The following is a 21409-nucleotide window of genomic DNA, read 5'->3' as shown; positions in this document are numbered from 1 at the left end:
CGCTACATACCGTCGGTGCAGGCCGCGCCGAGCCGTCCGGGCTTCGAATGCGCAGGCGGACGTCTTGGACCGTTGCGATACGCAGAACGGAAAGGGCACCCGACAGTGACGACCAGCGAGCACGACACCCACGCAGAACCCACCCGGGAGGGCGGCGCGACCGGGGAGCGGGCGGAGCCCATTGCTGTCATCGGCATGTCCTGCCGGCTTCCCGGCGCCGACTCCCCCACCGCGTTCTGGGACCTGCTCACCCGCGGCGCCGACGCCATCACCCCGGTGCCGGAGGGGCGCTGGGGCCCGGACGGGCGCTCCCTCGGTGCCGGGCGCGGTGGTTTCCTGGACGCCGTCGACGCGTTCGACGCGCCGTTCTTCGGGATCTCCCCGCGCGAGGCGGCGGCCATGGACCCCCAGCAGCGGCTCGTGCTGGAGCTCGCCTGGGAGACGCTGGAGGACGCCGGCGTCGTCCCCGCCTCGCTGCGCGGCAGCAGGACGGCCGTCTTCGTCGGTGCCCTGCGCGACGACTACACGAGCCTGCTGTACCTGCACGGCGCCGAGGCCGTCACCCAGCACACCATGACCGGCGTCAACCGCGGTGTCATCGCCAACCGGGTCTCGTACCACCTGGGTCTGCACGGGCCGAGCATGACCGTGGACTCCGCCCAGTCGTCCTCCCTGGTGGCCGTCCACCTGGCCTGCGAGAGCCTGCGCGCCGGCGAGGCCGACGGCGCGCTCGTGGCGGGGGTGAACCTCAACCTCCTGGCGGAGAACGTTGTCACCGAGTCCCGTTTCGGAGCGCTCTCGCCCGACGGGACCACCTACGCCTTCGACGCCCGCGCCAACGGCTTCGTCCCCGGCGAGGGCGGCGGCATGGTGCTCCTCAAGCCGCTGAGCCGGGCGCGGGCCGACGGGGACCGGATCTACGGCGTCGTCCGCTCCAGCGCCGTCAACAGCGACGGCGCCACCGACGGGCTCACCGTGCCGAGCCCGGCCGCCCAGGAAGCGGTGCTGCGCGAGGCGTACGAGCGTGCCGGGATCGCCCCCGACGAGGTGCAGTACGTCGAACTGCACGGCACCGGCACGCCCGTCGGCGACCCGCTGGAGGCCGCCGCGCTCGGCGCGGCGCTCGGCCGCGGCCGCACCGCCCGCACCGCGCTGCGCGTCGGCTCCGTGAAGACCAACATCGGTCATCTCGAAGGTGCCGCGGGCATCGCCGGCCTGATCAAGACGCTGCTCAGCCTGCACCACCGCCGGCTCCCGGCCAGTCTGCACTTCGAGACCCCCAACCCGCGGATCGTGCCGGAGGAGCTGGGGATCGCCGTGCAGCGCGAGGCCACGGCCTGGCCGGACGAGGACCGGGAGCTCGTCGCCGGCGTCAGCTCCTTCGGCATGGGCGGCACCAACGCCCACGTCGTCGTCTCCGAGGCCCCCGCCGAGGCGCCCGCCGAGGCCCCCACCGGAACCGCCGCCGCCCCCGAGGCCGGCACCGGGACCCCCGCCGGCTCCGGGGCGCCCGCCCCCGCCGGTCCCGGCGCCCCGGCGGCCGCCGTCCCGCTGCCGTGGATCGTCACCGGCCACGACGAGGACGCGCTGCGGGCCCAGGCCGCGAGGCTGCGGGCCTTCGCCGCCGAGCGTCCCGACCGGCCGGCCGAGGACACCGGCCGGGCGCTGGCCACCACCCGCACGTTCCTGGGCCACCGCGCCGTCGTCGTCGCCGACGGCCGCGACGCGCTGCTCGCCGGCCTGGACGCGCTCGCCGGCGGCGTCCCCGCCGCCACCGTCGTCTCCGGCGTCGTACGGCCCGGCCGGTCGGCCTTCCTCTTCACCGGCCAGGGCGCCCAGCGCGCCGGCATGGGCCAGGAGCTGTACGCGGCGTTCCCGGCGTACGCGAGCGCCTTCGACGAGGTCGCCGCGCACCTGGACCCGCTGCTGCCGCGCCCGCTCGCCGAGCTGATCGCCGACGACACGGCCCTGCACGAGACCGGCGCCACCCAGCCCGCCCTGTTCGCCGTCGAGGTCGCCCTCTTCCGTCTCCTCGAGAGCTGGGGGCTGCGGCCCGACCTGCTCGCCGGCCACTCCATCGGCGAGCTGGCCGCGGCCCACGTCGCGGGCGTGTTCTCCCTCGCCGACGCCGCGCGCCTGGTCGCCGCCCGCGCCCTGCTGATGCAGGCGCTGCCCACGGGCGGCGCGATGACCGCCGTGGAGGCCACCGAGGCCGAGGTGCTGCCGCTCCTGGCGGACCGTGAGGGCACGCTCGCGGTCGCCGCCGTCAACGGTCCCCGCTCCGTCGTCCTGTCGGGTGACGCCGACGCGGCCGCGGAGGTGGCCGCCGTGCTGCGGGAGCAGGGGCGCCGCACGAAGCGCCTGACCGTCTCGCACGCCTTCCACTCCCCGCACATGGACCCGATGCTGGCGGAGTTCCGCGCGGTCGCGGCCTCGCTCGACTACGCGGAGCCGGTAATTCCGGTCATCTCCACGGTCACCGGGGAGCCGGTGACCGCCGGGCAGTTCACCTCGCCCGACTACTGGGTCGAACAGGTCCGCCGTCCGGTGCGCTTCCTCGACGCCGTCCGCGCCCTGGAGGGCGCCGGCGTGCGCACCTTCCTGGAGCTGGGGCCCGAGGGCGTCCTCTCCGCCCTCGTCGAGGACTGCGCCGCGGACGCCGACGCCGTGGCCGCCGTACCGCTGCTGCGCGCCGGCCGCTCCGAGCCGCCGACCGCGCTGACCGCGCTGGCCACCGCGTTCACGCGGGGCGCCGAGCCCGACTGGAGCGCCCTGTACGGCGGCCGGCCCGCGCGCCACGTCGAACTGCCGACGTACGCCTTCCAGCGCCGCTCGCACTGGCTCGACGGTGCCCGCACGGCCGCCGACCCGCTGCGGCAGGCCCCCCTCCCCGAGGCCGACGCCCCCGCCGCCGTCCCGGCCGCCGCCCCCCGCGGCGAGCTGGGCCGCCGCCTGGCCGCGCTCGACGCGGCGGAGCGCCGGCGCGCCGTCGAGGACCTGCTGCACCCCCACATCGCCGCGGTCCTGGAGTACGAACCGGGCCGGCGCGTGCCCGACCACACCCCCTTCCGGGACCTCGGCTTCAGCTCCCTGATGGCCACCGAACTGCGCGGCACGCTCGCCCGGGCCACCGGTCTGAAGCTGCCCGGCGGCCTGCTCTTCGACCACCCGACGCCGCACGCCCTGGCCGGGTTCGTCGAGGCCGAGCTCCTCGGCGAGGCCGCCGCGGACGGGCCGGCGGCGGGCGGGACGGCGGCGGGCGCCGACGGCGAGCCGATCGCCGTCGTCGCCATGGCCTGCCGCTACCCGGGCGGCGTGGCCTCGCCCGAGGACCTGTGGCGCCTCGTCGCCCGGGGCGGCGACGCCGTCACCGGGTTCCCGGACGACCGCGGCTGGCCCGAGGACCTGTACGACCCGGACCCGGACCGGCCCGGCCACAGCTCCGTGCGCCACGGCGGGTTCCTGCACGACGCGGGCGACTTCGACGCCGCGTTCTTCGGGATCTCCCCGCGCGAGGCGCTGGCCATGGACCCGCAGCAGCGCCTGCTGCTGGAGACCGCGTGGGAGAGCGTCGAGCGGGCCGGCATCGACCCGGCGCGGCTGCGCGGTTCCCGCACCGGGGTCTTCGTCGGCGCCACCGGCCTGGAGTACGGGCCGCGCATGGACGACGCCCCCGAGTCCGTGCAGGGCGGGGTGCTGACCGGCACCACCGCCAGTGTCATGTCCGGCCGCATCGCCTACCAGCTCGGCCTGGTCGGCCCGGCGCTCACGGTCGACACGGCCTGCTCCTCCTCCCTGGTCGCCCTGCACCTGGCGATCCGCTCCCTGCGCTCCGGGGAGACCGACCTCGCCCTCGCGGGCGGCGTCACCGTGATGTCCTCGCCGGGCATGTTCGTGGAGTTCTCCCGCCAGCGCGGTCTGGCGCCCGACGGCCGCTGCAAGCCCTTCGCCGACGGCGCCGACGGCACCGGCTGGTCCGAGGGCGTCGGCCTGCTCCTGCTGGAGCGGCTGTCCGAGGCGCGGCGCAACGGCCACCCCGTCCTCGCCGTGCTCCGGGGCTCCGCCGTCAACCAGGACGGCGCCAGCAACGGCCTCACCGCCCCCAACGGACCCTCCCAGCAGCGCGTCATCCAGCAGGCCCTGGCCGACTCCGGCCTCACCCCCGCGGACGTCGACGCCGTCGAGGCCCACGGCACCGGGACCCGTCTGGGCGACCCCATCGAGGCGGAGGCCCTCAAGGCGGTCTACGGCCCCGGACACGACAGCGAACGCCCCCTCCACCTCGGCTCGCTGAAGTCCAACCTCGGCCACACCCAGGCCGCCGCCGGCGTCGGCGGCGTCATCAAGATGGTCCAGGCGATGCGGCACGGCGTGCTGCCCCGGACCCTCCACGTGGGCCGGCCGACCAGCCACGTCGACTGGTCCGACGGCACCGTCGCCCTGCTCACCGAGGACCGCCCCTGGCCCGGGACGACCGGCCGGCCCCGGCGCGCCGCCGTCTCCTCCTTCGGCATCAGCGGCACCAACGCCCACCTCGTCGTCGAGGAGGCGCCGGCCGCCGCCGGGGCCGGGACGGACGGGGGAGCCGGGACGGACGAGGGGGCCGCGCGGTCCGGCACCGCCGCCGCCCCCGCCGGCGGGCCCACCGGTGGGCCCGCGCCGTACGTCCTGAGCGCCCGCGACCCGGAGGCGCTGCGCGAGCAGGCCGCCCGACTGGCCTCGCACGTCACCGAATCCGGCTCCGAATCCGACTCCGGCTCCGGCTCCGGCCTCGCCGACCTCGGCTTCTCGCTCGCCACGACCCGCACCGCCTTCGAGCACCGGGCCGTCGTCCTGGCCTCCGGCACCGAGGACCTGCTCACCGGACTGGCCGGGCTCGCCGCCGGCACCGATGCCCCGAACACCGTCACCGGCACCGCGGACACCCCGGGCCGCACCGCGTTCCTGTTCACCGGCCAGGGCGCGCAGCGTGCCGGAGCCGGCCGCGAACTGTACGCCGCCCGACCGGTGTTCGCCGCCGCCCTCGACGAGGTGTGCGCCGCCTTCGACGGCCTCCTGGAAGTGCCCCTGCGCGACGTGCTGTTCGGTGAGGGCGCGGGCGCGGGGCTGATCGATCTCACCGCGTACACCCAGCCGTCGCTGTTCGCCGTCGAGGTGGCCCTCTTCCGGCTGCTGACCCACCACGGCCTGACCCCCGACCTGCTCGCCGGGCACTCGATCGGCGAACTCGCCGCCGCCCACGCCGCCGGCGTCCTCTCCCTGGAGGACGCCGCGGTCCTGGTCGCCGCGCGCGGGCGGCTCATGCAGTCCGCACCGGCCGGCGGCGCGATGACCGCCGTCGAGGGCACCGAGGAGGAGATCGCCGCCGGGCTCGCCGGGCAGGAGTCCGCCGTGTCCGTCGCCGCCGTCAACTCCCCCTCGTCGGTGGTGATATCCGGTGACGCCGACCGGGTGGCGGAGGCCGCCCGCGCCTGGCGGGAGGCCGGCCGCCGCACCCGTGCGCTGACGGTCTCGCACGCCTTCCACTCCCCGCACATGGACGGTGTCCTGGAGGAGTTCCGGGCCGTCGCGGCCGGACTCACCTTCCACCGCCCGCGCATCCCCCTGGTGTCGACGGTGACCGGCGAGATCGCCACCGCCGAGCAGCTCACCTCGCCCGACTACTGGGCGCGGCAGATCCGCGAGACCGTCCGCTTCGCCGACGCCACCCGGCGCCTGGCGGCCGAGGGGGCCACCGTCCTCGTCGAGGTCGGCCCGGACGCCGTGCTGACGGCGCTGGCCCGGCGCACCCTGGAGGACACCCCGGCGGCCGCGGTCACCGCCGTGCCCGTGCTGCGCGCCGGACGCCCCGAGGCGGAGACCCTCGTCACCGCGGCGGCCACGGCGTACGCCCAGGGCGCCCCGCTCGACGTCGCCTCCTTCTTCCCCGGCGCGGCCCGCACCGACCTGCCGGTCTACCCCTTCCGGCGCACCCGCTTCTGGCTGGACGCCGCGCCGCGCACCGACGCCCGCGGCCTCGGCCTCGACCCGGCCGGGCACCCGCTGCTGACCACCGCCGTGGAGTTCGCCGAGCGGGAGGACGCGCTGTTCACCGGCCGCCTCTCGCGCGCCGACCGGCCCTGGCTGGCCGACCACGCGATCGCCGGCACGGTCGTCGCGCCGGGCACCGCCTTCCTCGAACTCGCCGTCGCGGCGGGCGGCCGGCTCGGTGCCCCGCACCTGACGGAGATGACGCTGGAGGCGCCGCTGCCGCTGCCCGAGCGCGGAGCCGTCCGCGTCCAGGTGGCGGTCGGCGCGCCGGACCGGGACGGGCAGCGCCCCTTCACCGTCCACGCGCGCCCGGACACCGCCGACCGCGCCCTGCCCTGGACCCGGCACGCCGCCGGTCTGCTCGCGCGGGACGGCGCGGCGCCCGCCGCCGACGAGGACCTCCTCTCCTGGCCCCCGGCCGGTGCCACCGCCGAGAGCCTCGACGGCGTCTACGACCGGCTGGCCGCCCTCGGCTACGTCTACGGCCCCGCCTTCCAGGCCCTGCGCGCCGTCTGGCGGCGCGGCACCGACGTCTTCGCCGAGGTCCGCCTGCCCGACGCGCAGACCGACGACGCCGCCGCGTACGGGCTGCATCCCGCGCTGCTCGACGCCGTGCTGCACCCGCTGGTGCTCGACGCGGGCGCCGACACGGACCCGGCGCACATCCGGCTGCCGTTCGCCTGGAACGACGTCACCCTGCACGCGGCGGGCGCCACCGAGCTGCGCGCCCGGATCTCGCCCGCCGGCCCGGAGCGCGCGGCCATCTCCGTCGCCGACGGCACCGGCGCCCCCGTCGCCGACCTGGACCTCGCCCTGCGCGCCGTCCCCAGGGACCGGCTCGCGGCGGCGTCGCACACCGGCGCCGGCTCGCTGTTCACCGTGGAGTGGAACGAGGTGCCGTCGCCCGCGCCGGTCCCCTCCCCTTCCTGGTCCGAGGCCGTCGTCCCCCTCGCCCCCGAAGGCACCGACGGTCCGGCCGGCCCCTCCGGCTTCTTCGACGCCGTGGAGCCGGCCGACGTGGTCCTCCTGCGGGTGCCCGCCGTCGCGGACGCCACGGCCGACCCGCGGACCGTCACCGGCCGGGTGCTGCGCCTCGTCCAGGAGTGGCTGGCCGACGAGCGGTTCACCGGCTCCCGGCTCGCCCTGGTGACCCGGCACGCCGTCGCCGCACGGCCCGCCGACGACGTGGACCTCGCGGTCGCGCCCGTGTGGGGCCTGATCCGCTCGGCGCAGTCCGAGCACCCCGACCGCATCGTGCTGATCGACCTCGACGACGACCCGGCGGCGGACTCCCTGCTGCCTGCCGCGCTCGCCGCCGAGGAGCCGCAGCTGGCCGTGCGCGACGGCCTGCTGCACGCGCCCCGGCTCGCCCGCACCCCCCGGGCGGCCGGGGCGCCCACCCCCCGCTTCACCGCGGACGGCACGGTCCTCGTCACCGGCGGCACCGGTGGGCTCGGCGCGCTGTTCGCCCGCCACCTGGTCACCGGGCACGGCGTACGGCACCTGCTGCTGAGCAGCCGCCGGGGCCCCGACGCGCCCGGCGCCGCCGAGCTGGCCGGGGAACTGACCGCGCTCGGCGCGGAGGTGACCGTCACCGCCGCCGACGTCGGCGACCGGGACGCGGTCGCGGCCCTGATCGCCTCGGTGCCGGCCGCGCACCCGCTGACCGCCGTCGTGCACACGGCCGGCGTCCTGGACGACGCGACCCTGCAGTCGCTGACCGGGGCGCGGCTGGACGCCGTCCTGAGGCCGAAGGCGGACGCCGCGCGCCACCTCCACGAGCTGACCCGGGACCTGGACCTGACGGCCTTCGTGCTGTTCTCGTCGGTGTCCGGTCTCACCGGCACCGCGGGCCAGGCCAACTACGCGGCGGCCAACACCTACCTGGACGCCCTCGCCCGGCACCGCGCCGCGCACGGCCTGCCCGCCACCTCGCTGGCCTGGGGCCTGTGGGACGCCACGCACGGCATGGGAGCGTCGCTCACCGACGCCGACCTCGCCCGCTGGGCGCGCGCCGGCATGACCCCGCTCACCCCGGAAGAGGGTCTCGCGCTCTTCGACCTGGCACTGGCCGGCGACGAGCCGCTGCTGGCGCCGGTGGCGCTGGATCCGGGCAGGCTCACGGCCGACGGGGCGGCACCGGTCCCGGCGCTGTACCGCGGCCTGGTGCGCCCGCGGCCGCGCCGCGCCGCGCAGGCCGGCTCGCCCGGCGGCTCCGGCTCCGGCTCCGAGTGGGCGCGGCAGATCGCCGGTCTGCCGGAGGCCAAGCGGGGCGACGCCGTACTGGCCCTGGTGCGGTCCGTGGTGGCCTCGGTGCTCGGCCACCCGGGCGCCGCGTCCGTGGACCCGGCCCGTGCCTTCAACGACCTCGGTTTCGACTCGATGGCCGGCGTCGACCTGCGCAACCGGCTCACCGCCGCCACCGGCCTGCGGCTGCCCAGCACGGCCGTCTTCGACCACCCGACCCCGCACGCGCTCGCCGCCCACCTGCTGACCGAGGCGGTGTCCGCCCAGGCTCCCCGGGACCAGGACCAGGACCGGGACCGGCGCGGGCGCGGGCGCGCCGGGGCCCGTACCGACGACCCGATCGTGATCGTCGGCATGGCGTGCCGCTATCCGGGCGGGGTGTCCTCCCCCGAGGACCTGTGGAACCTGGTGGCGAACGGCGTCGACGCCGTCAGCGAGTTCCCCTCCAACCGCGGCTGGGACATCGAGAAGCTGTACGACCCGGACCCCGACCGACCGGGCACGTCGTACGTCCGCGAAGGCGGGTTCCTGCACGACGCGGACCTCTTCGACCGCGAGTTCTTCGGCATGTCCCCGCGCGAGGCGACCGCGACCGACCCGCAGCAGCGCCTGCTGCTGGAGACCGCCTGGGAGACCTTCGAGAGCGCGGGCATCGACCCGGCCACCCTGCGCGGCAGCGAGACCGGCGTCTTCACCGGCGCCATGTACGACGACTACGCCTCGCGCCTGGAGGGCACCCCGGAGGAGTTCGAGGGCTTCCTGCTCGCGGGCAACCTCTCCAGTGTCCTCTCCGGCCGGCTGTCGTACACGTACGGTCTGGAGGGGCCGGCCGTCACCGTCGACACCGCCTGCTCCTCCTCCCTCGTCGCGATGCACATGGCCGCGGGCGCGCTGCGCAACGGCGAGTGCGACCTCGCGCTCGCGGGCGGCGTCACGGTCATGAACAGCCCCAACACGTTCGTGGAGTTCTCCCGTCAGCGCGGCCTGTCCGCCGACGGCCGCTGCAAGTCCTTCTCCGACGACGCCGACGGCACCGGCTGGTCCGAGGGCGTCGGCCTGCTCCTCATGGAACGGCTCTCCGACGCCCGCAAGAACGGCCACCGGGTCCTCGCCGTGATCCGCGGCACGGCCGTCAACCAGGACGGCGCCAGCAACGGCCTCACCGCACCCAACGGCCCCTCCCAGGAACGCGTGATCCGGCAGGCCCTGGCGGTCGCCGGTCTGGGCACGGACGACGTGGACGCCGTCGAGGCGCACGGCACGGGCACCCGCCTCGGCGACCCCATCGAGGCGCAGGCGCTGCTGGCCACCTACGGCCGTGACCGCGCCACGGACAAGCCGCTGTACCTGGGCTCGCTGAAGTCGAACATCGGCCACTCGCAGGCGGCCGCCGGCGTGGGCGGTGTGATCAAGATGATCGAGGCCATGCGGCACGAGACGCTGCCGCCGACCCTGCACGCGGACAAGCCGTCCCGTCACATCGACTGGGACGCCGGCGCGGTCGAGCTGCTGACCGAGGCACGCGCATGGCCCGCCACCGACGGCCGCCCGCGCCGCGCGGGCATCTCCTCCTTCGGCATCAGCGGCACCAACGCCCACGTCCTCATCGAGGAACCCCCGGCCGAGCCGCGTCCCGCCCGCCCGAACCCGGCCGGGACGCCGGGTGCGCCCTCCCGGGTCCTGCCGTGGATCCTCACCGGCAGGACCGAGGAGTCGCTGCGCGACCAGGCCGATCGGCTGCGCCGGTTCGTCGAGGCGCGGCCCGGTCTGGAGGCGGCCGACGTCGCCCACTCGTTGGCCACCGGACGCGCCCTGCTCGACCGGGGCGTCGCCGTCCTGGGCGACAGCCGCGAGACGCTCCTCGAGGGCCTGGCCGCGCTCGCCGGCGCCCCCGAGGGCCTGCGGGTCCCCGGCGTGGTCGGCACCCGTACCGCCCGCTCCGGCAGGACCGCCTTCCTGTTCACCGGCCAGGGCGCCCAACGGCTCGGCATGGGCCGCGAGCTGTACGAGAGCAACCCGGTGTTCGCGGAGGCGCTGGACCGGGTGTGCGCCCGTCTCGACCCGGAGCTGGTCCGTCCCGTCAAGGGGGTGCTCTTCGCCCCGGAGACGTCCGCCGACGCCGCGCTGATCGACCAGACGGCCTTCACCCAGGCCGCGCTGTTCGCCGTCGAAGTCGCCCTGTACCGCCTCTTCGAGCACTACGGCGTGCGGCCGGACTACCTGCTCGGCCACTCCCTCGGCGAGGTCACCGCGGCCCATCTGGCCGGTGTTCTCGACCTCACCGACGCCTGTGTCCTGGTCGCCGAGCGCGGACGGCTGATGCAGGCCGCCCGCGAGGGCGGTGCGATGGCCTCGATCCAGGCCGCGGAGGACGAGGTCCGCGCCTCCCTGCTGCCGTACGGCGAGGAGCGGGTCTCCGTCGCCGCCGTCAACGGGCCGCGCGCCACCGTCATCTCCGGCGACGAGGACGCCGTCACCGAGATCATGGAGGGCTGGCGGGCCGGGGGCGCCCGGGTCAGGCTCCTGGCCGTCTCGCACGCCTTCCACTCCCCGCACATGGAGGAGATCCTCGACGAGTTCCGCGACATCGTCTCGGACCTGACCTTCAGGGCCCCCGAGATCCCCGTCGTCTCCAACGTGACCGGTGTCCTCGCCACCGACGAGGAACTGATGTCGCCGGACTACTGGGTCCGCCACATCCGGGGCACCGTCCGGTTCCACGACGGGGTGCGGTTCCTGCACTCCGAGGGCGTCACCGAGTACCTGGAGCTGGGCCCCGACGGTGTCCTGACCGCGCTCGCCGCGGCGTGCCTGCCCGAGGAGGCCGGGATGCTCACCCCGGCGCTGCGCCGCGGGCGGCCCGAGGCGGAGTCCGTGGCGGCGGCGCTGGCCCTGCTGCGGCTGCGCGGGGCCGGCCCCGACTGGACCAAGGTCCTCCCCGGCGCCCGGCGGGTCGACCTCCCCACGTACGCCTTCCAGCGCGAGCGGTACTGGCTGGACGGCCCGGACGCCCCGCTGGACGCCGCCGGCCTGGGTCTGGCGTCCGCCGGGCACCCGCTGCTCGGCGCGGCCATGAGCCTGGCCGACCGGGACACCCACGTCTTCACCGGACGGGTGTCGTCGCACACCCACGCCCGGCTGGCCGAGCACGCCGTCGACGGCAGGGTCCTGCTGCCGGGCACCGCCCTGGTGGAACTGGCGCTGCGCGCCGGTGAGCAGACCGGCACGGAGGCACTCGACGAACTGCTGCTGTCGGCGCCGTTGGTGCTGCCGGCGCGGGGTGGTGTGCAGGTGCAGGTGGTCGTCGGGGAGGCCGACGAGGTCGGGCACCGCGGGGTGGAGGTGTACGGACGGCCCGAGCCGGACGGACCGGACGGTGACACCGGCGACGCCGGTGAGGGGTCGTGGACGCTGCACGCCCGGGGCCGGCTGGTGCCGGCGGACGCCTCGGCGGGTGAGGCGCTGACGGTGTGGCCTCCGGCGGGCGCCCGGGAGGTGTCGCTGGAGGGCGCCTACGACCGTCTGGAGGAGCTCGGCTACGCCTACGGTCCGGCCTTCCAGGGCCTGCGACGGGCCTGGCGGGGCGAGAACGGGGGCGAGATCTTCGCCGAGGTGGTCCTGCCGGACGGACCGCGCGCCGAGGCGGGACGGTACCTGCTGCACCCGGCCCTCCTGGACGCCGCCCTCCACACCCTCCTCCCCGGCGTCGTCGACGAGGCGGGCCGGGCCCGGCTCCCCTTCGCCTGGTCGGGTGTCACCCTCCACGCGGTGGGCGCCACCGAGCTGCGCGTCCGCCTGACCGTGTCCGACCAGGAGTCCGAGACCCTGGAGGCGTCGCTGACGGTGGCGGACGGTGCCGGTGCGCCGGTGGCGACCGTCGAGGGACTGACGCTGCGTCCGCTGTCGGCGGAGGCCCTGCGCGCGGCGGCGGCCCCGAGCGGCCCGGACGGACTGTTCGCCGTGCGCTGGAAGGCCGTACCCCAGGGCGGTACGACCGAGGTCACGGCCGACGTGATGGAGGCGGTGTCCAACGGACGGCCCGCGCCCGAGGTGCTGCACGACGTCCTGCGCGGAGTCCAGGAGTTCCTGGCCGACGAGAGCAGGGCGGACCGCACGCTGCTCGTGGTCACCCGCGGCGCCCTCGCCCTGAACGGCGAAGAGGTCACCGACCTTGCCGCGTCCGGCGTCACCGGACTGGTACGGGTCGCCCAGACCGAGAACCCCGGCCGCATCGTCCTCGCCGACCTCGAACCCGACACCGACCTGGACACCGCGGCCATCCTCGCCACCGGCGAACCCCAACTGGCCATGCGCGCCGGAACCGCCTACGCGCCCCGCCTGGGCCGCGCCACCGTTGAAAGCGGTGAACGGACCGTGCGCTGGGACGAGGGCACCGTCCTCATCACGGGCGCCACCGGCACCCTCGGCGCGGTACTCGCCCGCCACCTGGTCACCACACACGGAGCACGCAACCTGCTCCTGGTCTCCCGACGCGGCCCCCACGCCCCCGGCGCCACCGACCTCCAGAACGAACTCCACGCCCTGGGAGCCGAAGCCACCCTCGCCGCCTGCGACGTCTCCGACGGGGAGGCGGTCGCCAAGCTGCTGGCCTCCGTCCCGGCCGACCGGCCCCTGCGGGCGGTGGTCCACACGGCCGGAATCCTGGACGACACCGTGCTCACCGACCTGACCCCCGAGCGACTGGACGCCGTGCTCCGGCCGAAGACCGAAGCGGCGTGGAACCTGCACGAGGCCACCCTCGGCGACGACCTCGACGCGTTCGTCGTCTACTCCTCGATCGCGGGTCTGATCGGCAACGCCGGCCAGGCCAACTACGCGGCGGCCAACACCTCCCTGGACGCCCTCGCCCAGCACCGGGCGGCCCTCGGACTGCCCGCCACCTCCCTGGCCTGGGGCCTGTGGAACCAGACCAGCACCATCAGCGGCGAGCTGAACGAGACGGACCTGCGCCGACTGGCCCGGATCGGCCTCAAGCCGTTGGCCACGGACGAGGCGATGGCGTTGTTCGACTCCGCCCTGGCGGGCACCGAACCGGTCCTCGCCGTCAGCGGTCTCGACACCGCCGCGCTGCGCAGGGCGGGTGACGGCCTGCCGCCGCTGCTGCGCGACCTGGCTCCGGCCGGCCGTCGCCGCACGGCCGCCTCGGCGGGCCGGTCCGGTGGCCAGGACGCGGGCCCCGCGCTGGCCGAGCGCCTGGGGGCCCTGTCCCCGGAGGAGCGCGAACAGGTCCTCGTGGACCTCGTCCGCGCCCAGGTGGCCACGGTCCTCGGACACGCAGGCGCCGGCGCCGTCGACCCCCACCGCGCCTTCCAGGAACTCGGCTTCGACTCACTGACCGCCGTCGAACTGCGCAACCAGCTCAACGGCGCCACCGGTCTGCGGCTGCCGAGCACGCTGGTCTTCGACCACCCCAGCCCCGCCGCCCTCGCCGCACACCTGCAACGGCAGATCAAGGTGGAGGCGGCGTCGCCCGCCGACTCGGTGGTCGAGGAGCTCGGCCGGCTCAGGGCCGCCGTCCGGTCGGCGGCCGCCGATCCCGCGGCCTACGAGAGCGTCGCCGGGCAGCTGCGCGAGCTGCTGGGCGTCGCCGAGGAGGCGGGCGGCCGTACGCCGGCCGACGAGGTGCCGGCGGCCGGCGACCTGGACGAGGCGAGCGACGAGGAACTGTTCGCGCTCCTCGACGACCTGAACTGACCGGGCGACCGCTCCCGGAGCCGACGAGGGGGTCGGCTCCGGGGCGGTGCCGCACGTCCGGCGTGCCGGCGGCCGCGGCACACCACCGCACGCCCCGCCCGGCACCGCACGACCCACCCGGCACCGCACGACCCACCCGCGCGAGCACGACCCATCAGACCGAGCACGAGCCACACCACGAGCCACATGACGACGGGGAGCTGAGATCAGTGGCGAACGAGCAGGAACTCCGCGAGTACCTCAAGAAGGCCATCGCCGACGCGCGCGACGCGCGCAGGCAGTTGCGCGAGGCCGAGGACAAGGCGCGGGAGCCGATCGCGATCGTCGGCATGGCCTGCCGCTATCCGGGCGGGGTGTCCTCCCCCGAGGACCTGTGGGACCTGGTGGCGAACGAGGTCGACGCCGTCAGCGAGTTCCCCTCCAACCGCGGCTGGGACATCGAGAAGCTCTACGACCCGGACCCCGACCGCCCCGGCACCTCCTACGTCCGCGAAGGCGGGTTCCTGCACGACGCGGACCTCTTCGACCGCGAGTTCTTCGGCATGTCCCCGCGCGAGGCGCTCGCCATCGACCCCCAGCAGCGCCTGCTGCTGGAGACCGCCTGGGAGACCTTCGAGAGCGCGGGCATCGTGCCGGCCGCCCTGCGCGGCAGCCGCACCGGCGTCTTCACCGGGGCGATGTACAACGACTACGGCTCCCGCCCCGACCTGCCCGCCGAGGGCAACGAGGGGTACCTCTTCAGCGGCAGCGCGGGCTCCATCGCGTCGGGCCGGACGGCGTACACCTTCGGTCTGGAGGGGCCGGCCGTCACCGTCGACACCGCCTGCTCCTCCTCCCTCGTCGCCATGCACCTGGCCGTCAACGCGCTGCGCAACGGCGAGTGCGACCTCGCGCTCGCGGGCGGCGTCGCCGTCATGTCGACGCCGACGGCGTTCGTGGAGTTCTCCCGGTTGCGCGGCCTGTCCACCGACGGCCGCTGCCGGTCCTTCTCCGACGACGCGGACGGCACCGGCTGGTCGGAGGGGGTCGGCCTGCTCCTCGTGGAGCGGCTCTCCGACGCGCGGAAGAACGGTCACCGGGTCCTGGCGCTGATCCGGGGCACCGCCGTCAACCAGGACGGCGCGAGCAACGGCCTCACCGCGCCCAACGGCCCCTCCCAGGAACGCGTGATCCTCGCCGCGCTGTCGAACGCCGGTCTGGGCACGGACGACGTGGACGCCGTCGAGGCGCACGGCACGGGCACCCGCCTCGGCGACCCCATCGAGGCGCAGGCGCTGCTGGCCACCTACGGTCAGGGACGGCCGGCCGGGCAGCCGCTGTACCTGGGCTCGCTGAAGTCGAACATCGGCCACTCCCAGGCCGCGGCCGGCGTCGGCGGCGTCATCAAGATGATCGAGGCCATGCGGCACGGGGTGCTGCCGAAGACCCTGCACGTGGGGGAACCGTCCAGCCATGTGGACTGGGACGCCGGCGCGGTGGAGCTGCTGACCGAGGCACGGGACTGGTCCGCGACGGAGAACCGGCCGCGCCGCGCGGGCATCTCCTCCTTCGGCTTCGGTGGAACGAACGCCCACGTCGTCATCGAGGAGCCCCCGGCCCTCCCCGAGGCGCGGGGCACCGCCGAGGAGCAGGACACCACGGGCCGTGTCGAACTGCCTTTGATTCCCTGGGTGTTGTCAGGCAGGAGCGTGCAGGCGGTCCGCGACCAGGCGGCGCGCCTGGTGTCCCACCTGGAGACCCACCCCGCGTTCGCCCCGCAGGACGTCGCCCTGTCCCTGGCGACCGAACGCGCCGCCTTCGACCACCGCGCGGTCGTGACGGGCACCGACCGCACCGAACTCCTCGACGCCGTACGGGCGCTGGCGAACGGCGACGGAGCACAGCCCGCACGGGTCCGCGACGCGAGCGGAACCGCCTTCCTCTTCACCGGCCAGGGAGCGCAACGACTCGGCATGGGACGGCAACTGCACGCCGCCTTCCCCGTCTTCGCGACCGCCTTCGACGAAGTCGCCGCAGCCCTCGACCCCCACCTCCCCCGCCCGATCCACGACGTCATCAACGACAGCATCACCGACGACCAGGACCTCGACCGCACCGAATTCACCCAGCCCGCCCTCTTCGCCCTCGAAGTCGCCCTCTACCGCCTGGTGCGTTCCTGGGGCATCACCCCCGACCACGTCGCGGGCCACTCCATCGGCGAACTCGCCGCCGCCCACATCGCCGGAGTCTTCTCCCTCGAAGACGCCGCACGCCTGGTCACCGCCCGCGGACGCCTCATGCAAGCCGCCCGCCAAGACGGCGCCATGGCCGCCATCCAGGCCTCGCAGGACGAGATCGACGCGGCGCTCGCGGAGGAACCGGGGGCGGTCGCGGTGGCGGCGGTGAACTCGCCGCTGTCGACGGTGATCTCCGGTGACGCGGAGGCGGTCGAACGGCAGGTGGCGCGGTGGCGAGAGCACGGCCGCAAGGCCGTACGGCTGACCGTCTCGCACGCCTTCCACTCCCCGCACATGGACGACATCCTCGACGAGTTCCGGCAGGTCGCCGCCACCGTCACCTACGGCAGGCCCCGCATCCCCCTGGTGTCGACCCTGACGGGGCGTATCGCCACCCCTGACGAACTCACCACCCCCCAGTACTGGACCGACCAGATCCGCGGCACCGTCCGCTTCACCGACGCCCTCACCTCCCTGCGCGAAGCGGGGGCGGGTGTGTTCGTCGAGATCGGCCCCGACGCCGTCCTCACCGCCCTCACCCGCGACACCCTCGACGACGCCGTCGCCGTTCCCCTCCTCCGCCGCGACCACGACGAGACCCCGACGCTGATCTCCGGCGTGGCCCAGGCGTTCACCGCGGGCGTGCCGGTCGACTGGTCCGCCCTCCTCGGCCCCCGGACCACCACCCCCACCCCCTTGCCCACCTACGCCTTCCAGCGCGAACGCCACTGGCTCGACCCCGTCGACGCCCCGGCCGACGCGGAGGGCCTGGGCCTGAAGGCGGTCGGACACCCCATCCTGGGCGCCTCGCTGGGCCTGGCCACCCGGGACGAGTACGTCCTGACCAGCCGCGTCTCGCTGCGCACCCACCCCTGGCTGGCCGACCACGTGGTCCTAGGCGCCACCCTGCTGCCCGGCACCGCGTTCGTCGAACTCTGCGCTCGCGCGGGCGACCAGGTCGGCGCCCCCCGCGTGGAGGACCTGACCCTGTCGGCGCCGTTGGTGCTGCCGGCGCGCGGTGGTGTGCAGGTGCAGGTGGTCGTCGGGGAGGCCGACGGTGTCGGGCACCGCGGGGTGGAGGTGTACGGACGGCCCGAGCCGGACGACGACACCGGCGATGCCGGCGGGACCGAGGGGGCGTCGTGGACGCTGCATGCCCGGGGCCGGCTGGTGCCGACGGACGCCTCGGCGGGTGAGGCGCTGACGGTGTGGCCTCCGGCGGGCGCCCGGGAGGTGCCGCTGGAGGGCGCCTACGACCGTCTGGAGGAGCTCGGCTACGCCTACGGTCCGGCCTTCCAGGGCCTGCGGCGGGCCTGGCGGAGCGAGAACGGGGGCGAGATCTTCGCCGAGGTGGTCCTGCCGGACGGACCGCGCGCCGAAGCGGGACGGTACCTGCTGCACCCGGCCCTCCTGGACGCCGCCCTCCACACCCTCCTCCCCGGCGTCGTCGACCCGGACCGGGAGGCCCTCGTGCCCTTCGGCTGGGAGGGCGTGACGGTCCACGCGGTGGGCGCCGGGACGGTCCGGGTGCGCTTCTCCCCGGGCGCCTCCGACACCGTGGCCCTGACGGTGGCGGACGGTACCGGTGCCCCGGTGGCGACCGTCGAGGGACTGACGCTGCGCCCCCTGTCGGCGGAGGCCCTGCGCGCGGCGGCGGCCCCGAGCGGCCCGGACGGACTGTTCGCCGTGCGCTGGAAGCCCGTGCCGCGCGGCGGTACGACGCCCGCCCCGGACACCGCCGACGTGATGGAGGCGGTGTCCAACGGACGCTCCGCGCCCGAGGTGCTGCACGAGACGTTGCACGCGATACAGGAGTTCCTGGCCGACGAGAGCAGGGCGGACCGCACGCTGCTCGTGGTCACCCGCGGCGCCCTCGCCCTGAACGGCGAGGAAGTCACCGACCTTGCCGCGTCCGGCGTCACCGGACTGGTACGGGTCGCCCAGACCGAGAACCCCGGCCGCATCGTCCTCGCCGACCTCGAACCCGACACCGACCTGGACACCGCGGCCATCCTCGCCACCGGCGAACCCCAACTGGCCATGCGCGCCGGAACCGCCTACGCGCCCCGCCTGGGCCGCGCCACCGCTGAGAGCGGTGAGCGGACCGTGCGCTGGGACGAGGGCACCGTCCTCATCACGGGCGCCACCGGCACCCTGGGCGCGGTACTCGCCCGCCACCTGGTCACCACGCACGGAGCACGCAACCTGCTCCTGGTCTCCCGACGCGGCCCCCACGCCCCCGGCGCCACCGACCTCCAGAACGAACTCCACGCCCTGGGAGCCGAAGCCACCCTCGCCGCCTGCGACGTCTCCGACAAGGACTCCCTGGCGGACGTCCTGGCACGGATTCCGGCCGACCGGCCCCTGCGGGCGGTGGTCCACACGGCCGGAATCCTGGACGACACCGTGCTCACCGACCTGACCCCCGAACGACTGGACGCCGTACTGGCCGCGAAGGCGGACGCGGCGTGGCACCTGCACGAACTGACGCGGGACCTGGAGCTGTCCGCCTTCGTGCTCTACTCCTCGATCGCGGGTCTGATCGGCAACGCCGGCCAGGCCAACTACGCGGCGGCCAACACCTCCCTGGACGCCCTCGCCCAGCACCGCGCCGCGCACGGCCTGCCCGCCACCTCCCTGGCCTGGGGCCTGTGGAACCAGACCAGCACCATCAGCGGCGAACTCGGCGACGCCGACCTCCAGCGCATCAAGCGCCTGGGGCTGCTGCCGCTCGCCGCGGACGAGGCGATGGCACTGTTCGACGCCGCCGTGGCGGGCACCGAACCGGTCCTCGCCGTCAGCCGCATCGACACCGCGGCCCTGCGCACCCAGCCCCAGGCACCCACCCCGCTCCTGCGCGCGCTGGTCCCGGCCGGACCGCGACGCGCCGCCGACGCGCGGAGCGACGCCGCCGCCTCGCTGGCCGAACGCCTGGGCACCCTGTCCCGGGAAGAGCGCGAACAGGCCCTCGCGGACCTCGTCCGCGCCCAGGTGGCCGCGGTCCTCGGACACGCCGACGCCGGCGCCGTCGACCCCCACCGCGCCTTCCAGGAACTCGGCTTCGACTCACTGACCGCCGTCGAACTGCGCAACCAGCTCAACGGCGCCACCGGCCTGCGGCTGCCGAGCACCCTGATCTTCGACCACCCCAGCCCCGCCGCCCTCGCCGCACACCTGGCCTCCGAGCTGTTCGGCGCGGAGGAGTCCGTCGCCGTCACCGCGGACTCCTCCTCCATGGAGCCGATCGCGATCGTCGGCATGGCGTGCCGCTATCCGGGCGGGGTGTCCTCCCCCGAGGACCTGTGGGACCTGGTGGCGAACGAGGTCGACGCCGTCAGCGAGTTCCCCTCCAACCGCGGCTGGGACATCGAGAAGCTCTACGACCCGGACCCGGAGCGGTACGGGACGTCGTACGTCCGGAAGGGCGGGTTCCTGCACGACGCGGACCTCTTCGACCGCGAGTTCTTCGGCATGTCCCCGCGCGAGGCGACCGCGACCGACCCGCAGCAGCGCCTGCTGCTGGAGACCGCCTGGGAGACGCTGGAGAACGCGGGCATCGTCCCGGCCGCCCTGCGCGGCAGCCGCACCGGCGTCTTCACCGGCGTGATGTACCACGACTACGCCACCGCCACCGGGACCGTCCCGGAGGAGCTGGAGGGCTACCTCGCCGCGGGCAGCGCTGGCAGTGTCGCCTCCGGCCGGCTGTCGTACACCTTCGGTCTCGAAGGTCCGGCGATCACGGTCGACACGGCGTGCTCCTCCTCGCTGGTGGCCCTGCACATGGCCGCGGGCGCGCTGCGCAACGGCGAGTGCGACCTCGCGCTCGCGGGCGGTGCCACGGTCATGGCGACACCCGCCACGTTCGTGGAGTTCTCCCGTCAGCGCGGCCTGTCCGCCGACGGCCGCTGCAAGTCCTTCTCCGACGACGCCGACGGCACCGGCTGGTCCGAAGGTGTCGGCCTGCTCCTCGTCGAGCGGCTCTCAGACGCCCGCAAGAACGGCCACCACATCCTCGCCGTGATCCGCGGCACCGCCGTCAACCAGGACGGCGCCAGCAACGGCCTCACCGCACCCAACGGCCCCTCCCAGGAACGCGTGATCCGGCAGGCCCTGGCCAACGCCGGCCTGGACACCGCCGACGTGGACGCCGTCGAGGCCCACGGCACGGGCACCCGCCTCGGCGACCCCATCGAGGCACAGGCCCTCCTCGCCACCTACGGCCGCGACCGCACCCCCGACAAGCCGCTCTACCTCGGCTCTCTCAAGTCGAACATCGGCCACTCCCAGGCGGCCGCCGGCGTCGGCGGCGTGATCAAGATGATCGAGGCCATGCGGCACGAGACGTTGCCGAAGACCCTGCACGTGGGGGAACCGTCCCGCCACATCGACTGGGACGCCGGCGCGGTCGAGCTGCTCACCGAGGCCCGCGAGTGGCCCGCCGTCGACGGCCGCCCGCGCCGCGCGGGCATCTCCTCCTTCGGCATCAGCGGCACCAACGCCCACGTCGTCATCGAGGAACCCCCGGCCGCCCCCGCGAAGCAGGACACCACCGAACGCAATGAACTGCCGGTGATCCCGTGGGTGTTGTCGGGAAAGAGCGCGCAGGCCGTCCGCGACCAGGCCGCACGCCTGCTCACCCACCTGGAGACCCACCCCGCGTTCGCCCCGCAGGACGTCGCCCTGTCCCTGGCGACCGAACGCGCCGCCTTCGACCACCGCGCGGTCGTGACGGGCACCGACCGCACCGAACTCCTCGACGCCGTACGGGCGCTGGCGGACGGTACTGGCACCCACCCGGTCCAGACGCACCGCCCGGGATCCATCGCCTTCCTCTTCACCGGCCAGGGAGCGCAACGACTCGGCATGGGACGGCAACTGCACGCCGCCTTCCCCGTCTTCGCGACCGCCTTCGACGAAGTCGCCGCCGCCCTCGACCCCCACCTCCCCCGCCCGATCCACGACGTCATCAACGACGCCATCAACGACGGCATCACCGACGGCCAGGACCTCGACCGCACCGAATTCACCCAGCCCGCCCTCTTCGCCCTCGAAGTCGCCCTCTACCGACTCCTCCACTCCTGGGGCATCACCCCCGACCACGTCGCCGGCCACTCCATCGGCGAACTCGCCGCCGCCCACATCGCCGGAGTCTTCTCCCTCGAAGACGCCGCACGCCTGGTCACCGCCCGCGGACGCCTCAT

Annotated in this window: 2 protein-coding genes; both read left to right on the top strand. The window is 75.3% G+C overall.

All coding sequences use genetic code 11. The features are described from left to right. The first annotated feature begins 105 nt into the window (after nt 1-105). Nucleotides 106-13992 (top strand): type I polyketide synthase, encoded by a 13887-nt coding sequence (locus ACZ5FU_RS05695; RefSeq protein WP_469044754.1) that lies wholly within the window; start codon nt 106-108, stop codon nt 13990-13992. Between the two features lie 62 nt (nt 13993-14054). Then, the coding region (locus tag ACZ5FU_RS05690) for a type I polyketide synthase (protein WP_469044752.1) at nt 14055-21409 on the top strand (7355 nt) is incomplete at its 3' end.

It is taken from the genome of Streptomyces sp. NPDC031554, assembly GCF_055580685.1.
This window is presented reverse-complemented; position numbering and strand designations above follow the sequence as displayed.